The sequence below is a fragment of the Crossiella sp. S99.2 genome, assembly GCF_023094165.1.
Lineage (GTDB): Bacteria > Actinomycetota > Actinomycetes > Mycobacteriales > Pseudonocardiaceae > Crossiella.
In genome coordinates, this window is sequence record NZ_JALMDK010000033.1 from 1 (window position 1) to 19,359 (window position 19,359).

The window sequence follows — 19,359 nt, forward strand, 5'->3', positions numbered from 1 at the left end:
CACGTCTCGTTCCCTCCGGACTCTCCGTCAATTCTACTTGGGGACGTGTCCGGAAAACTCGGGGCACCTCAGTACGAGAACGGCCAAGACCCCGTACGAGAACGGCCAACACGCCGAGGGGTGGAGACACCCGCCGGAGTGTTGGCCGTTGTCGTACGCCTGGTTGGCCGTTGTTGTCCACTGTGGACCGCGGCGGAAGTTGGTGCGCGGCAGGCAGGTGACCGGGATCGGGGAGCGGGCCGCGGCGGGGCGGGTGGCGGTTCTGGCGGGCGATCTTGGGCGGGCGATGCCGGGCTGAGGGCGCTCGTCTGATAGACCAGGTGGGTGGGCAAACCAGGCGGGTACCGACGGGGCGAACAGCAGCCCGCCGCCATCGAACCGGTGGCGCGGATCTGCGTGGACGTCCCGCTCGCGCACCTGGACCGGCCCTTCGACTACCTGGTGCCGGACAAGTTCGCCGAGGACGCGGTGCCCGGGTGCCGGGTGCGGGTGCGCTTCGCCGGGCAGCTGGTGGACGGGTTCGTGCTGGAGCGGGTCGCGGAGTCCGGGCACCAGGGCAAACTGGCCTATCTGGAGCGGGTGACCTCGGCGGAACCGGTGCTGTCGCCGGAGATCCTCAGCCTGGCGCGGGCGGTGGCCGACCGGTACGCGGGCACCCTGATCGACGTGTTGCGGCTGGCCATCCCACCTCGGCACGCCAAGGCCGAGGCGGCGGAGCCGCGGGAGGCCGCGCCGCTGCCGGAGCCCCCCGATCCGGCCGGGTGGGCGCGGTATCCGCGTGGCGGGGCGTTCCTGGAGGCGTTGCGGGGGGCGCGGCCGGCGCACGCGGTGTGGCAGGCGTTGCCGGGGGAGGACTGGCCCGCGCGGCTGGCCGAGGCGGCGGCGCAGGTCGCGGCGGCCGGACGGGGCGCGGTGCTGGTGGTGCCCGATCACCGGGATCTGGCGCGGGTGCACACGGCCTGTGTGCGGGTGCTGGGCGAGGCCGGGGTGGTGGCGCTGGCCGCCGACCTGGGGCCCTCGGAGCGGTACAAGCGGTGGCTGGCGGTGCGGCGTGGCGCGGTCAAGGTCGTGGTGGGCACCAGGGCGGCGGCGTTCGCGCCGGTGGCCGACCCCGGCCTGGTGGTGGTGTGGGACGACGGGGACGACCTGCACGCCGACCAGCGGATGCCCTACCCGCACACCAGGGATGTGCTGATGCTGCGGGCGCACGCCAGCGGGGCGGCGCTGCTGGTCGCCGGATTCGCCCGGACCGCGGAGGCCGCGCTGCTGGTACGCACGGGCTGGGCGCACGAGATCGTGGCCGCCAGGGAACAACTGCGGGCCGCCGCGCCGCGGGTCACCTCCATCGGTGAGGACGACCGCCAGGAGGAGCGGGACCCGGCCGCGCGGGCCGCCCGGCTGCCCTCGGTGGCCTTCGCCGCAGCCCGCGAGGCCCTCGCCGCCGGACTGCCGGTGCTGGTGCAGGTGCCGCGCCGGGGCTACGTGCCCGCGCTGGCCTGCGGTGGCTGCCGGGCCCCGGCCCGCTGCCGCCGCTGCTCCGGACCACTCGCGCTGCCCGCCGGCGGTGAGGACGTGCCCCGGCTGGCCGCCTGCCGCTGGTGTGGTGCGGCCGAGGCCGGATTCTCTTGTCCCGCTTGCGGATCGCGGCGGCTGCGGTTCGTCGTGGTCGGCGCCAAACGCACCGCCGAGGAACTCGGCCGGGCCTTCCCCGGCTTCCCGGTGCGCACCTCCGGCGCGGAGGAAGTGCTGTCCGAGGTGCCCGCGAAACCGGCCCTCGTGGTGGCCACCCCGGGGGCGGAACCCTTTGTGCCGCAAGGCTATGGGGCCGCGCTGCTGCTGGACGGCTGGGCCATGCTGGCCCGCTCCGACCTGCGCGCCGGCGAGGAGGCGCTGCGCCGCTGGCTCACCGCCGCCGCCCTGGTCCGCGGCGCCGCCGAGGGCGGGCGGGTGGTGGTCATCGCCGACTCCAGCCTGCCGGTGGTGCAGGCCCTGGTCCGCTGGGACCCGGTCTGGCACGCCGGGACCGAACTGGACGCGCGCACCGAACTCGGCTTCCCACCCGCCGTGCGCATCGCCACCGTGGACGGCACCCCCGCCGCGGTCAACGAGTTCCTCGACGGCCTCACCCTGCCGCCCAGCGCCCAGATCCTCGGCCCGGTCACCCTGGAGACCCGCGGCCAGGAGGAGGAACGCGAACGCGCCCTCATCCGCGCCCCGCGCACCGACGGCCGCGCGCTGGCCGCCGCCCTGCACGACGCGGTGGCCGCCCGCACCGCGCGAAAAGAGCCGGACCTGGTGCGGGTCCGGCTCGATCCACTCGAACTGCTCTGAGCCGCTACCGCTGGTAGAGCGGCCCCGAGCCGAGCACCTTGCCCTTCGCGTCCTTGGCGACGTAGGTGGCCCGGTCGAGTTTCATCTCCTCGGAGGTCATCGGCGGGCCGTCGAGGTAGGCGATGAAGGTGCCCTTGGCGACGGTGACCCGCATCGGCTTGCCGTTGGGCAGGTTCAGGCTCAGCTCCGCGACCTGCTCGGCCACCGCGCCGGCGAAACCGGCGAGCTGGTCCTTGCGCCGGTCCTTCTCCGGCACCCGGTTCTCGTCGAACTGGATCACGTCGGTGTACCGGACGAACTCATTCGCGGGCTCCGGTGTCAGGGCGTACCCCCAGCGGTCCATCTCCATCCGGTAGCTCCCGTCGGCCCGGTCCCAGCTACAGGTCACCACCTGATCCTGGTACCGGCCGACCACCGTCCACTGCCCCGAGGCCGGGTACTCGGCGTAGGCGCCGGGCACCAGCAGCTCCGCGTCCACCAGCGGGTTGAATCGCTTGGTCCGCTCCGTCGTGATGCACTCGGCCAGCTTCTTCCCGGCCTGCGAGGTGCGCTCACCCGGTGGTTTCGGCTGGTCGACCACGGTCACCATCGGCGCGGGCACCTGCTCGTACCGCACATCGCGGAACTTGCGCGTCTCCAGGTCCTCGACCCCGACGTGAATCCTCGCGCCCCCTGGCAACTGCCGTGGCTCGCCCGAGCGCACGCCGTAGAACATGTCGTAGGGCTCCAGGGAGTACGGCGCGCCGCCCCGGGCGGACTGGTCCACGCCGACCACGACCTTGCCGACCCCGGCCCGGACGTTGAGCGCCGAACCACCGTTCGGGGTCATCATCATCATCTTGACCTGGGTGGGGTCATCCGGGGCCAGCGGTGTCTGCGGATCCGACAGCCACACCGTGGTCTCGCTCACCTCACAGCCCGCGATCAACTGACCAAGGCGCAGCCCGACCTGCTTCACCCCGCCCCAGGTCATCTGCCTGCCGCCCATCCACTCCTCGCGGCGCTTCGGGTACCGCGCGGCCTGCGGCGACAGCATCGCCGCCCGCCAGCACCGGTCCACCAGCGCGGGATCCGCGGTGGCCTGGTTGCCCGCCTGGAACCCGCCGGTCTGGCTCGGCGAGGTGGTCGTGCTCGGATCGTTGGCCGCGCCCTCGTCCTGCGCGGACTGCACCACCACCGCCGCGCCCACCGCGACCACCATGATCGCCGCCGCCGCGGCCAGGAACCGGCGGCCCCGGCCCTGCGGCTCGAACTCCGGGTCGTCCATCCGCATCCGCACCGTGGCGCGCATCCGGTCCTTGATGTCCTCCGGCAGCTCCCGCCGCGGAGGCAGCTCGAACTTGTCGTCCATCACAGCTCCTCCTCGACCAGGCCACGCAGTCTGCTGCGGGCACGCGATATCCGGGAACGCACACTCACCTCGGCCACACCCAGCGCCTCCGCGGCCTCCGGGATCGACAACTCACCGAGCAGGCACAACTGCACGGCCTCCCGTTCCGCCTTGGGCAACTCGTCGATCGCCGCCAGGACCTTCTGCAACCGCCGGTCCCCGTCGACCTGGTCCACGACCTCCTCGGCGTGATCGCGCACCACGTGCAACGCGGGCATCCGGGCCAGCGCCTTGCGGAAGCGGCCCAGCCTGCGGAACTCCGTCCGGGCCAGGTTGCCCGCGACCGTGTACAGCCAGGGCAGCGCCGACTCCCGGACCAGGGTCAGCTCCGCCCGTTTGCGCCAGGCCGTGAGGAAGGTGGTGGAGGTGAGGTCCTCCGCCGCCGACCACGACCCGGTCAACCGGTAGGCGTGGTTCCACACCGCTTCGGCGTGCCGCTCGAACAGCTCGCCGAAGGCGTTGCGGTCATCGGCCGCCGCCCGCTGCCACAGCACGCGGTCGTCGTCCTTGCCGTCCGCTCGTGGCACCGGCTCGGGTTGGCCGACAGGTTGCGCCAAGACCATCGCACCCCAGTTCTGTCTCACGAACGCGGTCACATGGGTAAGTGACCGATCGGCGTCCGGCGTTGCAGCTAAATTTCAACCACTAGACTCGACCAGTCCGAACCGTCCTGAAGGGAGCCGTGTGACAGTCCAGCCGATCAGGCTATTCGGGGACCCCGTGCTGCGGACCCCGGCCACCGAGGTGGTCGACTTCGACGCCGAGCTGCGACACCTGGTCAAGGACCTCTGGGACACCATGGAGGGCCAGGGCGGGGCCGGGCTGGCCGCCCCGCAGATCGGGGTCGGGCTGCGCGTGTTCACCTACCACTGCGACGGCTTCGCCGGACACCTGATCAACCCCAGCTTCGACGTGGTCGGCGAGGAGGAACAGGACGGCCCCGAAGGCTGCCTGTCCATCCCCGGCCTGCGCTGGGACTGCCGCCGCCACCTGCACGTGGTCGCCAAGGGCTGGAACATGCACGGCGAACCCGTCGAGGTCGAGGGCAGCAACTTGCTCGCGCGCTGCATCCAGCACGAGTCCGACCACCTCGACGGCGTGCTCTTCGTGGACCGGCTCGACGCGCAGACCCGCAAACTCGCCCTCAAACAGATCCGCGAAGCCGACTGGTTCGGGCAGGAGAACAGCGCACCCGTGATCAAGCAGAGCCCGCACCCGCTCTTCGGCGGTGGTCGCTGACATGCGGCTGATCTTCGCAGGCACCCCCGAGGTCGCCCTGCCCTCCCTGCGCACGCTGATCGACTCCCCGGAGCACGAGGTCATCGCGGTCGTCACCCGCCCGGACGCGCCCGCGGGCCGTGGCCGCACGCTGCACCGCTCCCCGATCGGCGCGCTCGCCGACGAGCACGGCATCGAGGTGCTCACCCCGGAGAAGGCCGGCGAGCCGGAGTTCCTGGACCGGCTGCGCGAACTCGAACCCGACTGCTGCCCGGTGGTCGCCTACGGGGCGATGCTGCCCCAGCGCACCCTGGACATCCCCAAACACGGCTGGGTGAACCTGCACTTCTCGCTGCTGCCCGCCTGGCGCGGCGCGGCCCCCGTGCAGGCCGCGGTCCGCGCGGGCGACGAGGTCACCGGGGCCAGCGTGTTCCGCATCGTCAAACCCATGGACGCCGGACCCGTCTTCGGCGTGGTCACCGAAACCGTCCGGCCCACCGACACCGCCGGTGAGCTGCTCGAACGCCTCTCCATCTCCGGCGCCGCGCTGCTGGCCGCGACCATGGACGGCATCGCCGCCGGCACCGTGGAAGCCCGGCCGCAGCCGGCGGACGGCGTCAGCTACGCGGGCAAGGTCACCGTCGAGGACGCCAAGGCCGACTTCGGCCTGCCCGCCCTCGCGGTGGACCGCCTGGTCCGCTCGGTCACCCCCGAACCGGGGGCCTGGGCGGAATTCCGCGGTGAACGACTCAAACTGGGCCCACTCACCCTCGTCGAGGCCGAGACGCTGCCACCCGGCGAGCTGAAGGTCGAACGCAAGCGGGTGCTCGTGGGCACCGCCACCAGCCCGGTCGCCCTCGGCGAGGTCCAGGCACAGGGAAAGAAACGGATGGCCGCCACCGACTGGGCTCGGGGCGTGCGGCCGGAACAGGGAGAACGGCTCGGATGATGCACCAGCCCAACCGTCGGCAGGCCCGCTCGGATCGCAGCGGACCCCCGCGCCGGCGCTCGGGGCCGCGCCGTCCGCCGGAGACCGACCCCGCCCGCAAGGCCGCCCTGGACACCCTCACCGCCGTCCGCGAACGCGACGCCTACGCCAACCTGGTGCTGCCCGGCCTGCTCCGTGACCGGCGGCTGCACGGCCGGGACGCCGGCCTGGCCACCGAACTCACCTACGGCGCCTGCCGCGCCCAGGGCCTCCTGGACGCGGTGCTGCAGGCGTGCAGCGACCGGCCACTGTCCGAAGTGGACGGTGTCGCCCTGGACGCGTTGCGGCTGGGCGCCTACCAGCTGCTGCGCACCCGCGTCCCCGCGCACGCCGCGGTCGCTTCCACAGTGGACCTGGTCCGCCTGGAACTCGGCACCGGCGCCGGCGGCTTCGTCAACGCGGTGCTGCGCCGGGTCGCCCAGCAGGACGAGGAGGCCTGGGTCACCGAACTGGCCCCGGACCCCGACACCGACCCGGTCGGGCACCTCGCCTTCACCCACGCCCACCCCAAGTGGATCGCGCAGGCCTTCACCGAGGCCCTGGCCACCGACAAGGCCGAACTCGCCGACGCCCTCGCCGCCGACGACGCCCGGCCCGCCGTGCACCTGGCCGCCCGCCCCGGCGAGGTCAGCGCCGAGGAACTCGCCGCCATCACCGGCGGCGAAGAAGCCCCCTACTCGCCCTACGGCGTGCACCTGGACCCCGGCTCGGGCGACCCCGGCGACCTGGACGCGCTGCGCGAAGGCCTGGCCGCCGTGCAGGACGAGGGCAGCCAGCTCTGCGCCCTCGCCCTCACCCGGGTGCCCCTCGAAGGCCCGGACGAGACCTGGCTCGACCTGTGCGCCGGACCCGGCGGCAAGGCCGCGCTGCTCGCCTCCCTGGTCAGCATGCAGGGCGGCGTGCTGGACGCGGTGGAGAAGGCACCGCACCGCGCCGACCTGGTCCGCAAGGCCACCACCGGGCTGCCCATCACCGTGCACGTCGGCGACGGCCGCGATTCCGGCCTGCCCACCGGCCACTACGACCGGGTGCTGGTCGACGCGCCCTGCACCGGCCTGGGCGCGCTGCGCCGCCGCCCCGAAGCGCGGTGGCGGCGACGCCCGGACGACCTCACCGAGCTGACCAAGCTGCAACGCGAACTGCTCACCGCCGCGCTGGGCCTGGTCCGCCCGGGTGGGATCGTCGCCTACGTGGTGTGCTCCCCGCACGTGCGGGAAACGGTCAGCGTGGTCACCGAGATCGCCCGCCGCACCGGCGCGGAAACCCTGGACACCCGGGAGTTCTTCCCCGGCGTGCCCCACCTCGGCGCCGGGCCGTCGGTCCAGCTGTGGCCCCACCGGCACGGCACCGACGCGATGTTCTGCGCGCTGCTCCGCCGCCCGGCGGAATAGGCGCTCACCGGCCGGCCGGGGTGAGCGTGACCTGGTCGGCCGGGCCGGACAGCTCGGTCGGCTTGGGCACGAACAGCTTCGGCGCGGCGACCAGGATCACCACTGCTAGGACCGAGTAGCTGTTGCCGAGCACGTGCTGGAACAGGTTCCAGCCGAGGTGGTCGTAGTAGGAGAACCACCAGTGCGGTGACAACACGGTGACCAGACCGAACCCGCCGGCCAGCCACAACGGCAGCCGATTGCCGCTCCGGACGCCGTGCACCACCAGGCACAGCAGCGCCGGGGCGGCCCACACCCAGTGGTGCGACCAGGACACCGGCGAGACCAGCAACCCGCCCAGAGCGTTCAGCGACAGCGCCCACGGCAGGCCCACGGTGTCCAGCGCGTGCCGCATTCCGCGCAGCAGCAAGACAAGCACGCCCAGGCACAGCAGCAGCCACAGGATGTTCAGCGCGGCGCCCTCCAGGCCGGTGCGGGCCAGGAAACCCTTGAGCGACTGGTTGCCGGGGTAGGTGGCGCCGCCGATCCGGCCGGTGTCGAACAGGGTCGAGGTCCAGTACTGCACCGAATCCCGCGCGGACAGCGCGAAACCGAGCGCGGTCGCGCCGAGGAAGCTGAGCACCGTGACCACCGCGGCCCGCCGGTCCTTGTTCAGCAGGAAGAACAGCAGGAACACCGCGGGGGTGAGCTTGATCGCGGCCGCCACGCCGATCAGCAGACCACGTGGCCAGCGCGGGGCGCGGACCAGGCAGTCCAGGGCCACCATGGCCATCAGGATCGCGTTGATCTGCCCGAACCCGGCGGTGCCGCGAACCGGATCCAGGGCCAGTGCCAAGGGGAACACGGTGAGCAGCGCCCACGGTACCCGGCCCGGCGAACTGATCCCGAGTCGCTTGAGCACCAGCGCCAGCACCAGGGCGAGCAGCCCGGCGGTCACCGCGTCCAGCAGCAAAGCCGCGGTGTCCCAGGACATCCAGGTCAACGGCACGAACAACATCGCGGCCAGTGGGGGATAGGTGAACGGCAACGCCACCCCGGCCTGGGTGATCGGCAGCTGGCCGTACAGCTCGCCGCCGTCCAGCCACACCTGCGCGCCGATCCGGTACACGTCCAGATCGATCGGCGTGGTGAACAGGAACAGTCCCTGATCACCCCAGCGCACCACCAATGCGGTCAGCGCCACCAGATTCGCCAGCACGATCCCGGCGCGCCCGAGTGGGCTGCGCCACAGTTTCGCCAGTGTGGCGTGCATCGGCCACCTCCACCCTCCACTCCGGACGCAACACACGGCCGGCTGCGGAGTCAGGTGTATGTGGCGGCGGTTATCGGGCCGCTAAGGACGATCTTTATGGATCGCTGACAGAACAGGGGTCGGGATGCGGGTGCTGTTGGGCGAGGCCGGGCACCGGGGGGTCGCGGACGAGGTGGAGTCGTTGCGGCGACTGGCGATCGCGGTCGACCACTGCCGGAACATGGGCGCGGTCCTAGAGCGGGTCGGCGTGCACGACTACGACGTGCTCGTCATCGGCCAGGAACTGCTCGGCTGGGAATTCCTGTGCGCCAAGGCATCCGTGCTGTCCCCGGGCTCCCGGCTGCTGCTGGTCACCGGCCCTGGGGTGCGGGATCGCATCCAGGGACTGGAATTAGGCGCCGACGACTGCCTGGCCCGGCCCTACGCCTTCGCCGAACTGCTCGCCAGGATCCGCGCGCTGGCCCGACGATCCAGCCCGGCGCTGCCGCCGGTGCTCGAACACGGCGGCCTGGTCCTGGACCTGCCCCGGCACCGTGCGCTGCGCGACGGCACGCCGTTGCTGTTGTCCCCCAAGGAATTCGCCGTCCTCGAAGTGCTGCTGCGCGCCCAGGGTGGCGTGGTCAGCACCGAGGAACTCCTGGAAAAGGCCTGGGACGAACACGCCGACCCGTTCACCAACGCGGTCCGGATGGCGGTGATGACCCTGCGCCGCAAACTGGGCCAGCCCAACGTGATCCGCACCGTCCCCCGCGCGGGCTACCAACTCGTCTAGTCCACAGTGGACAGTGCACCCTGGAGAGTGACCAACGGCACAATCAGGCCCCACCCGTCGCTCACGCTGCGTCGCCAGGCAGCATGCTCCTCTGGAGCACATGCGCCAGCGGTCCCGCCATCCGCTGTCAGAGAGAGGCGACGGACGTGGAAGAGCAGGGGCTGCGCAGAGAGCTGACCGGCAGGCAGGTCGGCATGATCGCCATCGGCGGGGCCATCGGCACCGGGCTGTTCCTCGGCTCCGGACTGGCCATCTCCCTGGCCGGACCGGCGGTGGTGCTGGCCTATGTGCTCGCCGCGGTGGCCGCGCTGGCCCTGGCCTACGCCCTGGCCGAGATGACCGTGGTGCATCCCGAACCCGGCGGCTTCGGCACTGTCGCGCACCGCTATCTCGGACCGATGGCCGGGTTCGTGCAACGCTGGATCTACGTGGCCGCCCAGGTGGTCAACATCGGCAGCGAGGTCGTCGCCGCCGGGCTCTACGCGCGGTTCTGGTTCCCGCAACTGCCGCTGTGGCTGCCCGTGCTGCTGTTCTCCCTCGGCGTGCTCGCGGTCAACTTCGCCTCGGTGAAGTTCTTCGGCGAGTTCGAGTACTGGTTCGCCATGATCAAGGTCGCCACCATCGTGGTGTTCGTCCTGCTCGGCGCGGCCTACCTGGCCTTCGGCCTGCCCGGTCACCCCTCGCCCGGCCTGTCCGCCTGGAACGACGGTGGCTTCGCGCCCAACGGGCTCGGCGCGGTCTGGCTGGCCGTGGCCGTGGTCACCTTCTCCTACCTGGGCACCGAAGCGGTCGCGGTCACCGCCGCCGAATCCAAGAACCCCGGCCGGGACGTGCCCCGCGCCGCCCGCACCATGGTCGCCCGGCTGGTGCTGTTCTACGTGCTCGGCATGGCCGTGGTGGTCAGCGTGGTGCCCTGGCGGGAAACCGCCTCCGCGCAGGGCATCACCGAAAGTCCGTTCGTGAGGTTGTTCACCTTCGCCGGCATCCCCGCCGCGGCCGGGATCATGAACTTCGTCATCCTCACCGCCGCCCTCTCCGCGATGAACACCAACCTCTACCTCAGCTCCCGGATGCTCTACTCCCTAGCACGCGACGGACTCGCCCCGCGGGCCCTGGCCAAGGTCTCCGACCGCGGCTCGCCGACCCGCGCCCTGGCCGTCTGCGCGCTCGGCCTGGTGATCGCCGTGCTGGTCTCCATCATCTCCCCGACCGAGGCGTTTCCGCTGCTCGTGGGCCTGGCGCTGTTCGGAGCCCTGGTCGCCTGGATCCTGATCTTCGCCACTCAGCTGGCCTTCCGGCGCAAGCGCGCCGCCGCCGGTCTGCCGCCCTCGCCGGTGCGGCTGCCCGGCGCGCCCTACACCACCGTCGCCGCCATGCTCTTCGTCGCCGCGGTCCTGGTCACCACCGCCTTCACCGAGCAGTTCGCCACCGCCTGGCTGGCCGGGGTCCCGTTCCTGCTCATGCTCGTGGGCGCATACCTGCTGTCCAGGCGGCGTCAGCGGGCGGCATAGACTGCCCGGCGTGTGCCGCCAGCCGATGATCGCGCCGTCGATCCTCTCCGCCGATTTCGCCCGTCTCGCCGAGGAGACCGCCGCCGTGCGCGGCGCCGACTGGCTGCATGTCGACGTGATGGACGCGCACTTCGTGCCGAACCTGACCCTCGGCCTGCCGGTCGTGCAGTCCCTGCTCAAGGCGACCGACATCCCGATCGACTGCCACCTGATGATCGAGGACCCGGACCGGTGGGCCATCGGCTACGCCGAGGCCGGGGCCTACAACGTCACCGTGCACGTCGAAGCGGCCAAGGACCCGATCGCCCTGGCCCGCAACCTCAAGGCGGCCGGGGCCAAGGCCGGGCTGTCGGTCAAACCCGGCACCCCCCTGGAGCCCTACCTTGAGGTGCTCAAGCACTACGACACGCTCCTGGTGATGTCCGTCGAACCCGGTTTCGGCGGCCAGTCCTTCATGCCCGAGGTGCTGGACAAGGTGCGCACCGCGCGCCGCCTGGTCGACACCGGCCACCTCACCCTGGTGGTGGAGATCGACGGCGGCATCAACGACGACACCATCGAAGCCGCCGCCGAAGCCGGGGTGGACTGTTTCGTGGCCGGCTCCGCCGTCTACGGCGCGCAGGACCCGGCCGCCGCCGTCAGCGCGCTGCGCGCCAAGGCCGCCGCGGTCCGGGGATGAGCCCCCAGGACCGGCTACCCCTGGTCGAGGCGATGCGCACGGCCATCGCCGCCAGCACCGCCGTGCTCGGCACCACCAGCCCCAACCCGCCGGTCGGCGCGGTCATCCTGGCCGCTGACGGCACCGTGGTCGGGGTGGGCGCCACCCAGCCTGCCGGTGGCCCGCACGCCGAGGTCATGGCCCTGCGCGAAGCGGGGGAGAAGGCCCGTGGCGGCTGCGCCGTGGTCACCCTCGAACCCTGCAACCACACCGGCCGCACCCCACCCTGCGTCGACGGCCTCCTGGAAGCCGGGGTCGCCGAGGTGCACTTCGCCGTCGCCGACCCCAACCCCAAGGCCGCCGGTGGCGCGGACCGGTTGCGCGCGCACGGCGTCGAGGTCAGCAGCGGCCTCCTCGAAGAGCAGGTCCGGCGTGGACCACTGCGGGCCTGGCTGCACTACGCCCGCACCGGCCGCCCGCACGTCACCTGGAAATACGCCGCCACCCTGGACGGGCGGGTCGCCGCCGCGGACAGCACCAGCCGCTGGATCAGCTCCCCCGAATCCCGCGCCGAAGTGCACGAACTCCGCCGCCAGGTCGACGCGATCATGGTCGGCCGCGGCACCGTGCTCGCCGACGACCCCGACCTCACCGCCCGTGCGCAGGACGGCGGCCTCGCCGACCGGCAGCCTCTCCGGGTGGTCGTCGGGGCGGGAGAACTGCCGGTCGGCGCCCGGGTGCGCAACGATTTCGCGGAAACCCTGCACCTGCGCACGCACGAGCCCAAGATGGTGCTCGCCGAACTCGCCGCCCGCGGCGTGGTGGACGTGCTCCTGGAAGGCGGACCGCGCCTCGCCGGGGCCTTCGTCGCCGCCGGACTCGTCGATCGGGTGCTGCTCTACCTCGCCCCCGGCCTGCTCGGCGCCGGTCCGGCCGCGCTCGCCGAGGCCGGGGTGGGAACGATCGAGGACACCGTGCGGTTGCAGTTCGAAGAGGTCGGCATGAGCGGACCGGACGTGCGGATCAGCGCGGTGTTCCCGCGCCAGGCCGACTGAGACAACACAGGAGTGACGACGTGTTCACCGGGATCGTGGAGGAACGAGGCCATCTCGTCGCGGTCGAGCAGCTCACCGACGCGGCGCGGATCACCGTGGCCGGACCGCTGGTCACCTCCGACGCCAAGCACGGCGACTCGATCGCGGTCAACGGCGTCTGCCTGACCGTGGTCGAGGCCGTTGACGGCACCTTCACTGCCGACGTCATGCGGGAAACCCTGCAGCGCAGCAACCTCGGCAAGGCCGCCGCGGGCGACCCGGTCAACCTGGAACGCGCCGCCGCCCTGGGCCAGCGCCTGGGCGGGCACATCATGCAGGGCCACGTCGACGGCACCGGCAGCATCGCCGCCCGCGAACCCTCCGAGCACTGGGAGATCGTCCGGGTCTCCATCCCCCCGGCGCTGTCCCGCTACCTGGTCGAGAAGGGCTCGGTGGCCATCGACGGCGTCTCGCTCACCGTGGTCGAGGTCGGCGCCGACTACTTCACCGTCAGCCTCATCCCCACCACCCTCGACTTGACCACACTTGGTATCCGTCAGCCAGGGGACCAGGTCAACCTGGAAGTGGACGTGCTCGCGAAGTACGTCGAGAAGCTCGCCAGCGGGGCCATCGAGGCCGCTACCAAGGAGACCCGGTGACCGAATTCGACACCATCGAGGCAGCCATCGCCGACATCGCGGCGGGCCGTCCCGTCATCGTGGTCGACGATGAGGACCGGGAGAACGAAGGCGACATCATCTTCGCCGCGGAGAAGGCCACCCCGGAGCTGATCGCCTTCACCGTGCGCTACACCTCCGGCTACATCTGCGTGCCACTGCCCGAGGCCGACTGCGATCGCCTTGACCTGCCGCCGATGTACCACACCAACCAGGACGCCCGAGGCACCGCGTACACCGTCACCGTGGACGCCCGCACCGGTGTCTCCACCGGCATCTCCGCCGCCGACCGGGCCCGCACCATCCGGCTGCTCGCCGACGCCGAGTCCACCGCCGCCGACTTCAACCGGCCCGGCCACGTGGTCCCGCTGCGCGCCAAGGAAGGCGGCGTGCTGCGCCGTCCCGGGCACACCGAGGCCGCTGTGGACCTGGCCCGGCTCGCCGGTCTGCGGCCCGCCGGGGTGCTGTGCGAGGTGGTCAGCCAGAAGGACGACGGCGACATGGCCCGCCGTGAGGAACTCGAGGTCTTCGCCGCCGAACACGACCTCAAACTGATCAGCATCGCCGGGCTCATCGCCTACCGCCGCCGCTTCGAGAAGCAGGTCCAGCGGGTCGCCGAAGCCCGCATCCCCACCGTGCACGGCGAATTCCGCGCCGTCGGCTACGACAGCCTGCTGGACGGCATCGAGCACGTGGCCCTGGTCACCGGCGAGATCGGCGACGGCGAGGACGTCCTGGTCCGGGTGCACTCCGAATGCCTCACCGGCGACGTGTTCGCCTCGCTGCGCTGCGACTGCGGGCCCCAGCTGGACGCCGCGCTGGCCGCGGTGGCCGCCGAAGGCCGCGGCGTGGTGCTCTACATGCGTGGCCACGAAGGCCGCGGCATCGGCCTGATGCACAAACTCCAGGCCTACCAGCTGCAGGACGCCGGTGCGGACACTGTGGACGCCAACCTCGCCCTCGGCCAGCCTGCCGACGCCCGCGACTACGGCACCGGCGCGCAGATCCTCTCCGACCTGGGCATCCGCTCCATGCGGCTGCTCACCAACAACCCGGCCAAACGCGTCGGCCTGGAGGGCTACGGCCTGCGGGTGGCCGACCGGGTGCCGATGCCGATCCGGCCCAACCCGGAGAACCTGCGCTACCTGCGCACCAAACGCGACCGGATGGGCCACGAGCTGTACGACCTCGAGAACCTCGGGGCGGAGACGGGAGACCGGGCATGAGCGGGGCAGGACGGCCGGAGATCGAGGTCCCGGAGGCGGGTGGGCTCAGCGTGGCCATCGCCGCCACCCGCTGGCACCCGGAGATCACCGACCTGCTGGTGGAACGCGCCCTGGCCGCCGCGGCCAAGGCCGGGGTGCCCGAACCCACCGTGGTCCGGGTCGCCGGGGCCATCGAACTGCCCGTGGTCTGCCAGGAACTGGCCCGCCGCTACGACGCCGTGGTCGCCCTCGGCGTGGTCATCCGCGGCGGCACCCCACACTTCGAGTACGTCTGCGACGCGGTCACCGACGGCCTCACCCGGATCGCCCTGGACGAGTCCACCCCGGTCGGCAACGGCGTGCTCACCTGCGACACCCTCGACCAGGCCCTCGATCGTTCCGGGCGGCCCGGCAGCGCCGAGGACAAGGGCTTCGAGGCCTGCGTGGCCGCCATCGACACCGCGGTGACCCTGCGCGAACTGCGGGGTGGAAAATGACGGTCGTGGCTGAACAGACAAAGACGGAACCGGCCAAGGCGGCGACCGTCGTGCTCCGCCCGCACCTGATCCGGATCATCGGCTTCACCCTGGCCCCGATCCTGGCCATCGCCTTCGGCAGCGCCGGGATCTTCATGCGGGTCACCTACACCGGCGCGCACTTCCGGATCTCCGACCAGGTCGCCATGGTCATCGTCGGCCTGCTGCTGGCCGCCGGCGCCCTGGTGCTCACCCGGCCGCGGCTGATCATCACCGAGGACGGCGTGGACGTGCGCGGGTTCATCGCCCGCAAACAGCTGGCCTGGACCGAGATCCTCGGCATCTCCTTCCCGGACAAGGCCTACTTCGCCAAGCTCGACCTGCCGCACGACGAGCACTACCCGGCCATCGCCATCCAGTCCTGGGACGGTCCGCGTGCCGTCAAGGCGATCCGGATTCTGCGGGCGAGGTACGCGGCCGCGCGACCGGAGTGAGAACCGGATACGTTGGGGCACATGGAGATCCGTCTCGGTGAGCTGACTTTCGACGTCGCCGTGTCCGGCCCGGCCGACGGGCCCGCGGTACTGCTGCTGCACGGCTTCCCCCAGTCGCACCACTGCTGGGACGAAGTCGTGGCGCAGCTCAACGCCGGCGGCTACCGCACCATCGCCCCCGACCAGCGCGGCTACTCCCCGGGCGCCCGCCCGGCCGCCGTCGCCGACTACGACATCCCGCTGCTGGCCGCCGACGCGGTCGGCATCCTGGACGCCCTCGACCTGCCCCAGGCGCACATCGTCGGCCACGACTGGGGCGCCATCGTGGCCTGGAACGTCGCCGTCCGTTATCCCGAGCGGGCGCTGACCCTGACCGCGCTGTCCGTGCCGCACCCGGCCGCCTTCGCCTGGGCCCGGGAGAACGACCCCGACCAGCAGCAGCGCTCCACCTACATCGACCTGTTCCGCACCGAGGGCAAGGCCGAGGACGTGCTCCTGGCCGAGGACGGCGAACGGCTCAAGCAGACCCTCACCCCGCCGCTGACCGCCGACCAGGCCGCCCCGCACCTGGCCCTGCTGGGCAACCGGCCCGCGCTCACCGGCGCGCTCAACTGGTACCGGGCGATCAACCCCAGCCTCGGCGACCTCGGCCCCTCCACCGTGCCCACCACCTACATCTGGAGCACCCAGGACCGCGCACTCGGCCGCGCGGGGGCAGAGCGCTGTGTCCAGCACGTCACCGGCGAGTACCGGTTCGTCGAGGTCGAGGGCATCACGCACTGGATTCCGGAACAGGCGCCGAAACTGGTCGCCGAGGAAATCATCAAGCTCGCCAGCGCCTGAACCCGTCCGGGGGAGGTCTCGTAGTACAGGGCACGAACCGGACCGTCCACCCACCACAGGAGGTTCCCCGTGCCCGCTTCCGAGCTGTCAGGGCCCAGTCGACGCACCGTGCTGTGCGGACTGGCCGCCGCCCTGCTGGCCCCCGGCGCGCTCATCTCGGCGTGCAGTCCCGGCGCGCCCGCGGGCACCGGCCAGCCGGGCACCGGCGCGCCACCCGCACCCGGCGGGGCCCTGGCCAAGCTGGCCGACATCCCGGTCGGCAAGGGCGCCGTGGTCACCGGACCCAACGGGCCGCTGTTGCTCGTCCGGGCCTCCGAGACCGAGGTCAAGGCGTTCAACGCGGCCTGCCCGCACGCCGGCACCCCGGTGGACGCCCCGGTCAACGGCATCGTCACCTGCTCGAACCACGGCAGCCAGTTCGACGCCAAGACCGGGGCCAAGCGGAAGGGACCGGCTGAGACCGGACTCACCCCGGTCACCGTCAAGGTGGCCGACGGACAGGTCCTCGCCGCCTGAGCGGGCGATCAGGCATATGCTGGGAGCAGCAAAAGCACGCACTTGTTAACAACCGATGACGGCAGAGCCGGCGTCCTAGCGCGGATTCCGCACAATGGGAACCCCCTGACGTCGGCTCTTTCGGGTGATCTCGGGCTTAAAGAATCTCTAAGCATCTCGCATGACACCCGATGTTCGATCAGGGATGATTTCCCTTCACTCGATTGAACCGGCACAATTGCACCAATCGAGTGAGTAACTGCGATATACCAGTGCGTGCTGTGCCCCCGAGGGGGTCCGGAACGTGGAGGTAGATGAACATCCAAGTGTCCGTGCTCGGCCAGTTGGAGGTGCTGCGCGGCGGGGTGGCCATCACGCCGAGCCCACCAAAACTGCGTCAAGTGCTAGCTCTTCTCGCGGTCAGCGCGAACAGTGTCGTGCGCGTGGACGAGTTGATGGCCGAGCTGTGGGACGGAACCCCTCCGCCGACAGCCACCACCACCCTGCAGACCTACGTCTCCCACCTGCGCAAGCTGTTCGGGGCCACCGGTCGCAACGCCCCCGAATCCGCCTCCGTGGTGCTGCACACGCACCGCGTCGGGTATTCCCTGACGATGCCGTCGGGAACCCTGGACGTGCAGCGCTTCACCGAACTGGCCCAGCGCGGCCGCGGCGAACTGGAGAACGGCCTCCTGGACGAGGCCGCCGACTCGCTGCGTGGCGCGCTGGCGGTCTGGCGCGGCCCCGCGCTGTCCGATGTGGACCCGGGGCCGGTGCTGCGCGGGCACGTGGCGCGGCTGGCGGAAAGCCGGGCCAGCGTGACCGACCAGCGGATGGAGGTCGAGCTGATGCTCGGCCGCCACCACCAGCTCATCGGCGAGCTGACCACCCTCGCCGAGGCGCACCCGACGCATGAGGGCCTGCACACCAAGCTGATGCTGGCCCTGCACCGCTCCGGCCGCCGCTCCGAGGCGTTACGGGTCTTCCAGCGGCTGCGCGCCACCCTGGTGGACCGCCTCGGCCTGGAACCGGGCCCGGAGTTGCAGCGGTTGCACCGCACCCTGCTCAACGGCGGGGACGAGACCGAACCCGCGCCGCCGCTGACCACCCAGGTCCGCCCGGCGCCCAGCTGGGCCGAACCCCCGGCGCAGCTGCCGCCCGACCTGCCCTCCTTCGTCGGCCGGGCCAGGGAACTCGCCGAGGCCGAGGCACTGCTGACCGCCGGACCGCAGAGCGCGCCGCCGGTGGTCTCGGTGGTCGGGCCGCCCGGGGTGGGCAAGTCGGCGTTCTGCACGCACGTGGCCAACCGGGTGCGCACCCGCTTCCCGCACGGCCAGCTCTACGCCGACCTGGGCGAGACCGAGCCGGAGGAGGCACTGGCCGGGTTCCTGCGCGCCATCCGCGGCCCGAACACCCCGCTGCCCACCGAACTCCGCGAACGCAGTCAGCTCTTCCGCAGTTGGACAGTGCAGCGCAAGGTCATCGTGGTCCTGGACAACGCGTGCAGCGCCGCCCAGATCGCCCCCCTGGTGCCCAGCGGCCAAGGCTGCGCGGTGCTGGTCGCCTGCCGCCGCCGGGTCCCCTTCCGCGGCGCCGCCCTCACCGTCGACCTGGCTCCCCTGGGCGCCCCCGAGTCCCTGGAACTGCTCAAGTCCGTCATCGGCGCACCCAGGGTCGCCCAGGACCCCGTCTCCGCGCAGACCCTGGTGGACCTGTGCGGCGGCCTGCCCCTGGCGCTGCTGGCCGCGGCCACCCGGCTGACCCTGCGCCCGCACTGGTCCATCGGCCGCCTCACCGACCGCCTGGTCTCCGAGGACCAGCGGCTGCGCGAGCTGGCCAGCGGCAAACTCGACGTGCGCGCCAGCGTGGAAGCCAACTTCCGGCTCCTCGCCGGCCGCTACCGCACCGCCTTCGTCCGCCTCGGCTCCCTGCCCGGCGGCCCGATCTCGGTGGAACAGGCCGCCCTGGCCCTCAACGTGGACGAGGAGGCCGCGGAAGCGGTCCTGGAGCGCCTGGTGGAGTTCCAGCTCGCCGAGGTCGCCTCAGCCGAACCAGCCAACCACAGCGCCTACTTCCGCTACCGCTTCCACCCCCTCATGCAACTGGCCGCCCGAGCCCTGGCCGCAGCGGGAGTCCTCGACGAACGCCCCCTCTCCTTCCCCCTCCTCACCACCCCCGGCGACCGCTAACCACAACGGCCAACACCCGACACGCCCCGAGTGTTGGCCGTTGTCGTACGCCGAGTTGGCCGTTATGGACGCCGAGTTGGCCGTTATGGACGGCGAGTTGGCTGTTGTGGACGGCGAGTTGGCTGTTGTGGGACGGGGCGGGGGGTGAAAACCCCACGACGAGGGTTCTCGTGTCTTCTCCGTACGGCCTGGAGCATGCAGACCGCGCCCCGATGAGTGGCCCCGGCAACCTGGGTAACCCTTGCCTCCCAAGGTGACGGGGCCGCTCCTCGGGGTGTGGTTGGCTGGCGGAAGGCCGTGCGGAGAAGACACGAGCCCTCGGAGCCACGCTGGATCCGGCCCCGGCAGCCCAGACCCAGCCCCGCAACCTGCTGGACCCGGGGTTTGATCTGCCCCACCCCTCCGGTGGTCTGCCCGGCCGGCGAGGCCATCCTT

18 protein-coding genes are annotated in these 19,359 nt (G+C 71.8%); 15 read left to right on the top strand and 3 right to left on the bottom strand.

Annotation, left to right across the window (positions count from 1 at the left end; all coding sequences use genetic code 11):
- Positions 1–324 precede the first annotated feature (324 nt).
- Positions 325–2,331 (top strand): primosomal protein N', encoded by a 2,007-nt coding sequence (locus MZC64_RS47295; RefSeq protein ID WP_247766247.1) that lies wholly within the window; start codon positions 325–327, stop codon positions 2,329–2,331.
- Between the two features lie 4 nt (positions 2,332–2,335).
- Here the strand turns inward: MZC64_RS47295 and MZC64_RS47300 are convergent, their stop codons facing one another.
- Positions 2,336–3,682 carry a hypothetical protein gene (locus tag MZC64_RS47300; RefSeq protein WP_247766246.1) on the bottom strand — a complete coding sequence of 449 codons (1,347 nt, stop codon included), beginning with the start codon at positions 3,680–3,682 and terminating at the stop codon, positions 2,336–2,338.
- The gene (locus MZC64_RS47305; RefSeq protein WP_185006971.1) at positions 3,682–4,284 is read right to left on the bottom strand and encodes an RNA polymerase sigma factor; all 603 of its coding nucleotides are present in this window, start codon (positions 4,282–4,284) and stop codon (positions 3,682–3,684) included. The genes MZC64_RS47300 and MZC64_RS47305 overlap by 1 nt, the downstream gene beginning before the upstream one ends.
- Before the next feature lie 121 nt (positions 4,285–4,405).
- Here MZC64_RS47305 and def point away from each other — a divergent pair, with 121 nt between their 5' ends.
- From def to MZC64_RS47320, 3 genes are read left to right on the top strand one after another with little or no spacing between them, the layout of a single operon-like run.
- Positions 4,406–4,960 carry a peptide deformylase gene (def, locus tag MZC64_RS47310; protein WP_247766244.1) on the top strand — a complete coding sequence of 185 codons (555 nt, stop codon included), beginning with the start codon at positions 4,406–4,408 and terminating at the stop codon, positions 4,958–4,960.
- 1 nt (position 4,961) lies between these two features.
- Complete coding sequence (fmt, locus tag MZC64_RS47315; protein ID WP_247766243.1) at positions 4,962–5,888, top strand: methionyl-tRNA formyltransferase; 927 nt, start codon at positions 4,962–4,964, stop codon at positions 5,886–5,888.
- Positions 5,888–7,318 carry an RsmB/NOP family class I SAM-dependent RNA methyltransferase gene (locus MZC64_RS47320; protein ID WP_374205921.1) on the top strand — a complete coding sequence of 477 codons (1,431 nt, stop codon included), beginning with the start codon at positions 5,888–5,890 and terminating at the stop codon, positions 7,316–7,318. The genes fmt and MZC64_RS47320 overlap by 1 nt, the downstream gene beginning before the upstream one ends.
- Positions 7,319–7,322: 4 nt before the next feature.
- Here MZC64_RS47320 and MZC64_RS47325 read toward each other — a convergent pair whose 3' ends face one another.
- Positions 7,323–8,570 (bottom strand): glycosyltransferase 87 family protein, encoded by a 1,248-nt coding sequence (locus tag MZC64_RS47325; protein WP_247766241.1) that lies wholly within the window; start codon positions 8,568–8,570, stop codon positions 7,323–7,325.
- Positions 8,571–8,694: 124 nt separating this feature from the next.
- Here MZC64_RS47325 and MZC64_RS47330 point away from each other — a divergent pair, with 124 nt between their 5' ends.
- The 11 genes from MZC64_RS47330 (at position 8,695) to MZC64_RS47380 (ending at position 18,924) form a co-directional block, all read left to right on the top strand.
- Positions 8,695–9,342, top strand: coding sequence for a response regulator transcription factor (locus MZC64_RS47330; protein ID WP_247766240.1), 648 nt, complete (start codon positions 8,695–8,697; stop codon positions 9,340–9,342).
- A gap of 146 nt (positions 9,343–9,488) precedes the next feature.
- Complete coding sequence (locus tag MZC64_RS47335) at positions 9,489–10,853, top strand: amino acid permease (RefSeq protein ID WP_308301149.1); 1,365 nt, start codon at positions 9,489–9,491, stop codon at positions 10,851–10,853.
- A gap of 25 nt (positions 10,854–10,878) precedes the next feature.
- A complete protein-coding gene (rpe, locus tag MZC64_RS47340) occupies positions 10,879–11,532 on the top strand; it encodes a ribulose-phosphate 3-epimerase (RefSeq protein WP_247766248.1) in 654 nt (217 codons plus the stop codon).
- Entirely contained in the window at positions 11,529–12,566 is a 1,038-nt protein-coding gene (ribD, locus tag MZC64_RS47345) for a bifunctional diaminohydroxyphosphoribosylaminopyrimidine deaminase/5-amino-6-(5-phosphoribosylamino)uracil reductase RibD (RefSeq protein WP_247766239.1), read from the top strand. Before rpe ends, ribD begins: the two co-directional genes overlap by 4 nt.
- 20 nt (positions 12,567–12,586) lie before the next feature.
- Positions 12,587–13,204, top strand: coding sequence for a riboflavin synthase (locus MZC64_RS47350; RefSeq protein ID WP_247766238.1), 618 nt, complete (start codon positions 12,587–12,589; stop codon positions 13,202–13,204).
- Positions 13,201–14,448, top strand: coding sequence for a bifunctional 3,4-dihydroxy-2-butanone-4-phosphate synthase/GTP cyclohydrolase II (locus MZC64_RS47355; protein ID WP_247766237.1), 1,248 nt, complete (start codon positions 13,201–13,203; stop codon positions 14,446–14,448). The genes MZC64_RS47350 and MZC64_RS47355 overlap by 4 nt, the downstream gene beginning before the upstream one ends.
- Positions 14,445–14,924 carry a 6,7-dimethyl-8-ribityllumazine synthase gene (ribH, locus tag MZC64_RS47360; RefSeq protein WP_247766236.1) on the top strand — a complete coding sequence of 160 codons (480 nt, stop codon included), beginning with the start codon at positions 14,445–14,447 and terminating at the stop codon, positions 14,922–14,924. Before MZC64_RS47355 ends, ribH begins: the two co-directional genes overlap by 4 nt.
- A gap of 5 nt (positions 14,925–14,929) precedes the next feature.
- A complete protein-coding gene (locus MZC64_RS49055; RefSeq protein WP_247766235.1) occupies positions 14,930–15,397 on the top strand; it encodes a PH domain-containing protein in 468 nt (155 codons plus the stop codon).
- Between the two features lie 21 nt (positions 15,398–15,418).
- On the top strand, positions 15,419–16,240 hold the full coding sequence (locus MZC64_RS47370; RefSeq protein ID WP_247766234.1) for an alpha/beta fold hydrolase: 822 nt from the start codon (positions 15,419–15,421) through the stop codon (positions 16,238–16,240).
- A 69-nt stretch (positions 16,241–16,309) separates the two neighbouring features.
- Complete coding sequence (locus MZC64_RS47375; protein ID WP_247766233.1) at positions 16,310–16,756, top strand: Rieske (2Fe-2S) protein; 447 nt, start codon at positions 16,310–16,312, stop codon at positions 16,754–16,756.
- Between the two features lie 293 nt (positions 16,757–17,049).
- Complete coding sequence (locus MZC64_RS47380; protein ID WP_247766232.1) at positions 17,050–18,924, top strand: AfsR/SARP family transcriptional regulator; 1,875 nt, start codon at positions 17,050–17,052, stop codon at positions 18,922–18,924.
- The last annotated feature ends 435 nt before the right edge of the window (positions 18,925–19,359 follow it).

Coding starts and splice junctions, on each gene's coding strand:
- MZC64_RS47300 (WP_247766246.1), bottom strand. CDS start 3,682: ATGGACGACAAGTTCGAGCTGCCTCCGCGGCGGGAGCTGCCGGAGGAC.
- rpe (WP_247766248.1), top strand. CDS start 10,879: ATGATCGCGCCGTCGATCCTCTCCGCCGATTTCGCCCGTCTCGCCGAG.
- MZC64_RS47380 (WP_247766232.1), top strand. CDS start 17,050: ATGAACATCCAAGTGTCCGTGCTCGGCCAGTTGGAGGTGCTGCGCGGC.
- MZC64_RS47320 (WP_374205921.1), top strand. CDS start 5,888: ATGCACCAGCCCAACCGTCGGCAGGCCCGCTCGGATCGCAGCGGACCC.
- ribD (WP_247766239.1), top strand. CDS start 11,529: ATGAGCCCCCAGGACCGGCTACCCCTGGTCGAGGCGATGCGCACGGCC.
- MZC64_RS47370 (WP_247766234.1), top strand. CDS start 15,419: ATGGAGATCCGTCTCGGTGAGCTGACTTTCGACGTCGCCGTGTCCGGC.
- ribH (WP_247766236.1), top strand. CDS start 14,445: ATGAGCGGGGCAGGACGGCCGGAGATCGAGGTCCCGGAGGCGGGTGGG.
- MZC64_RS47305 (WP_185006971.1), bottom strand. CDS start 4,284: ATGGTCTTGGCGCAACCTGTCGGCCAACCCGAGCCGGTGCCACGAGCG.
- MZC64_RS47325 (WP_247766241.1), bottom strand. CDS start 8,570: ATGCACGCCACACTGGCGAAACTGTGGCGCAGCCCACTCGGGCGCGCC.
- fmt (WP_247766243.1), top strand. CDS start 4,962: ATGCGGCTGATCTTCGCAGGCACCCCCGAGGTCGCCCTGCCCTCCCTG.
- MZC64_RS47330 (WP_247766240.1), top strand. CDS start 8,695: ATGCGGGTGCTGTTGGGCGAGGCCGGGCACCGGGGGGTCGCGGACGAG.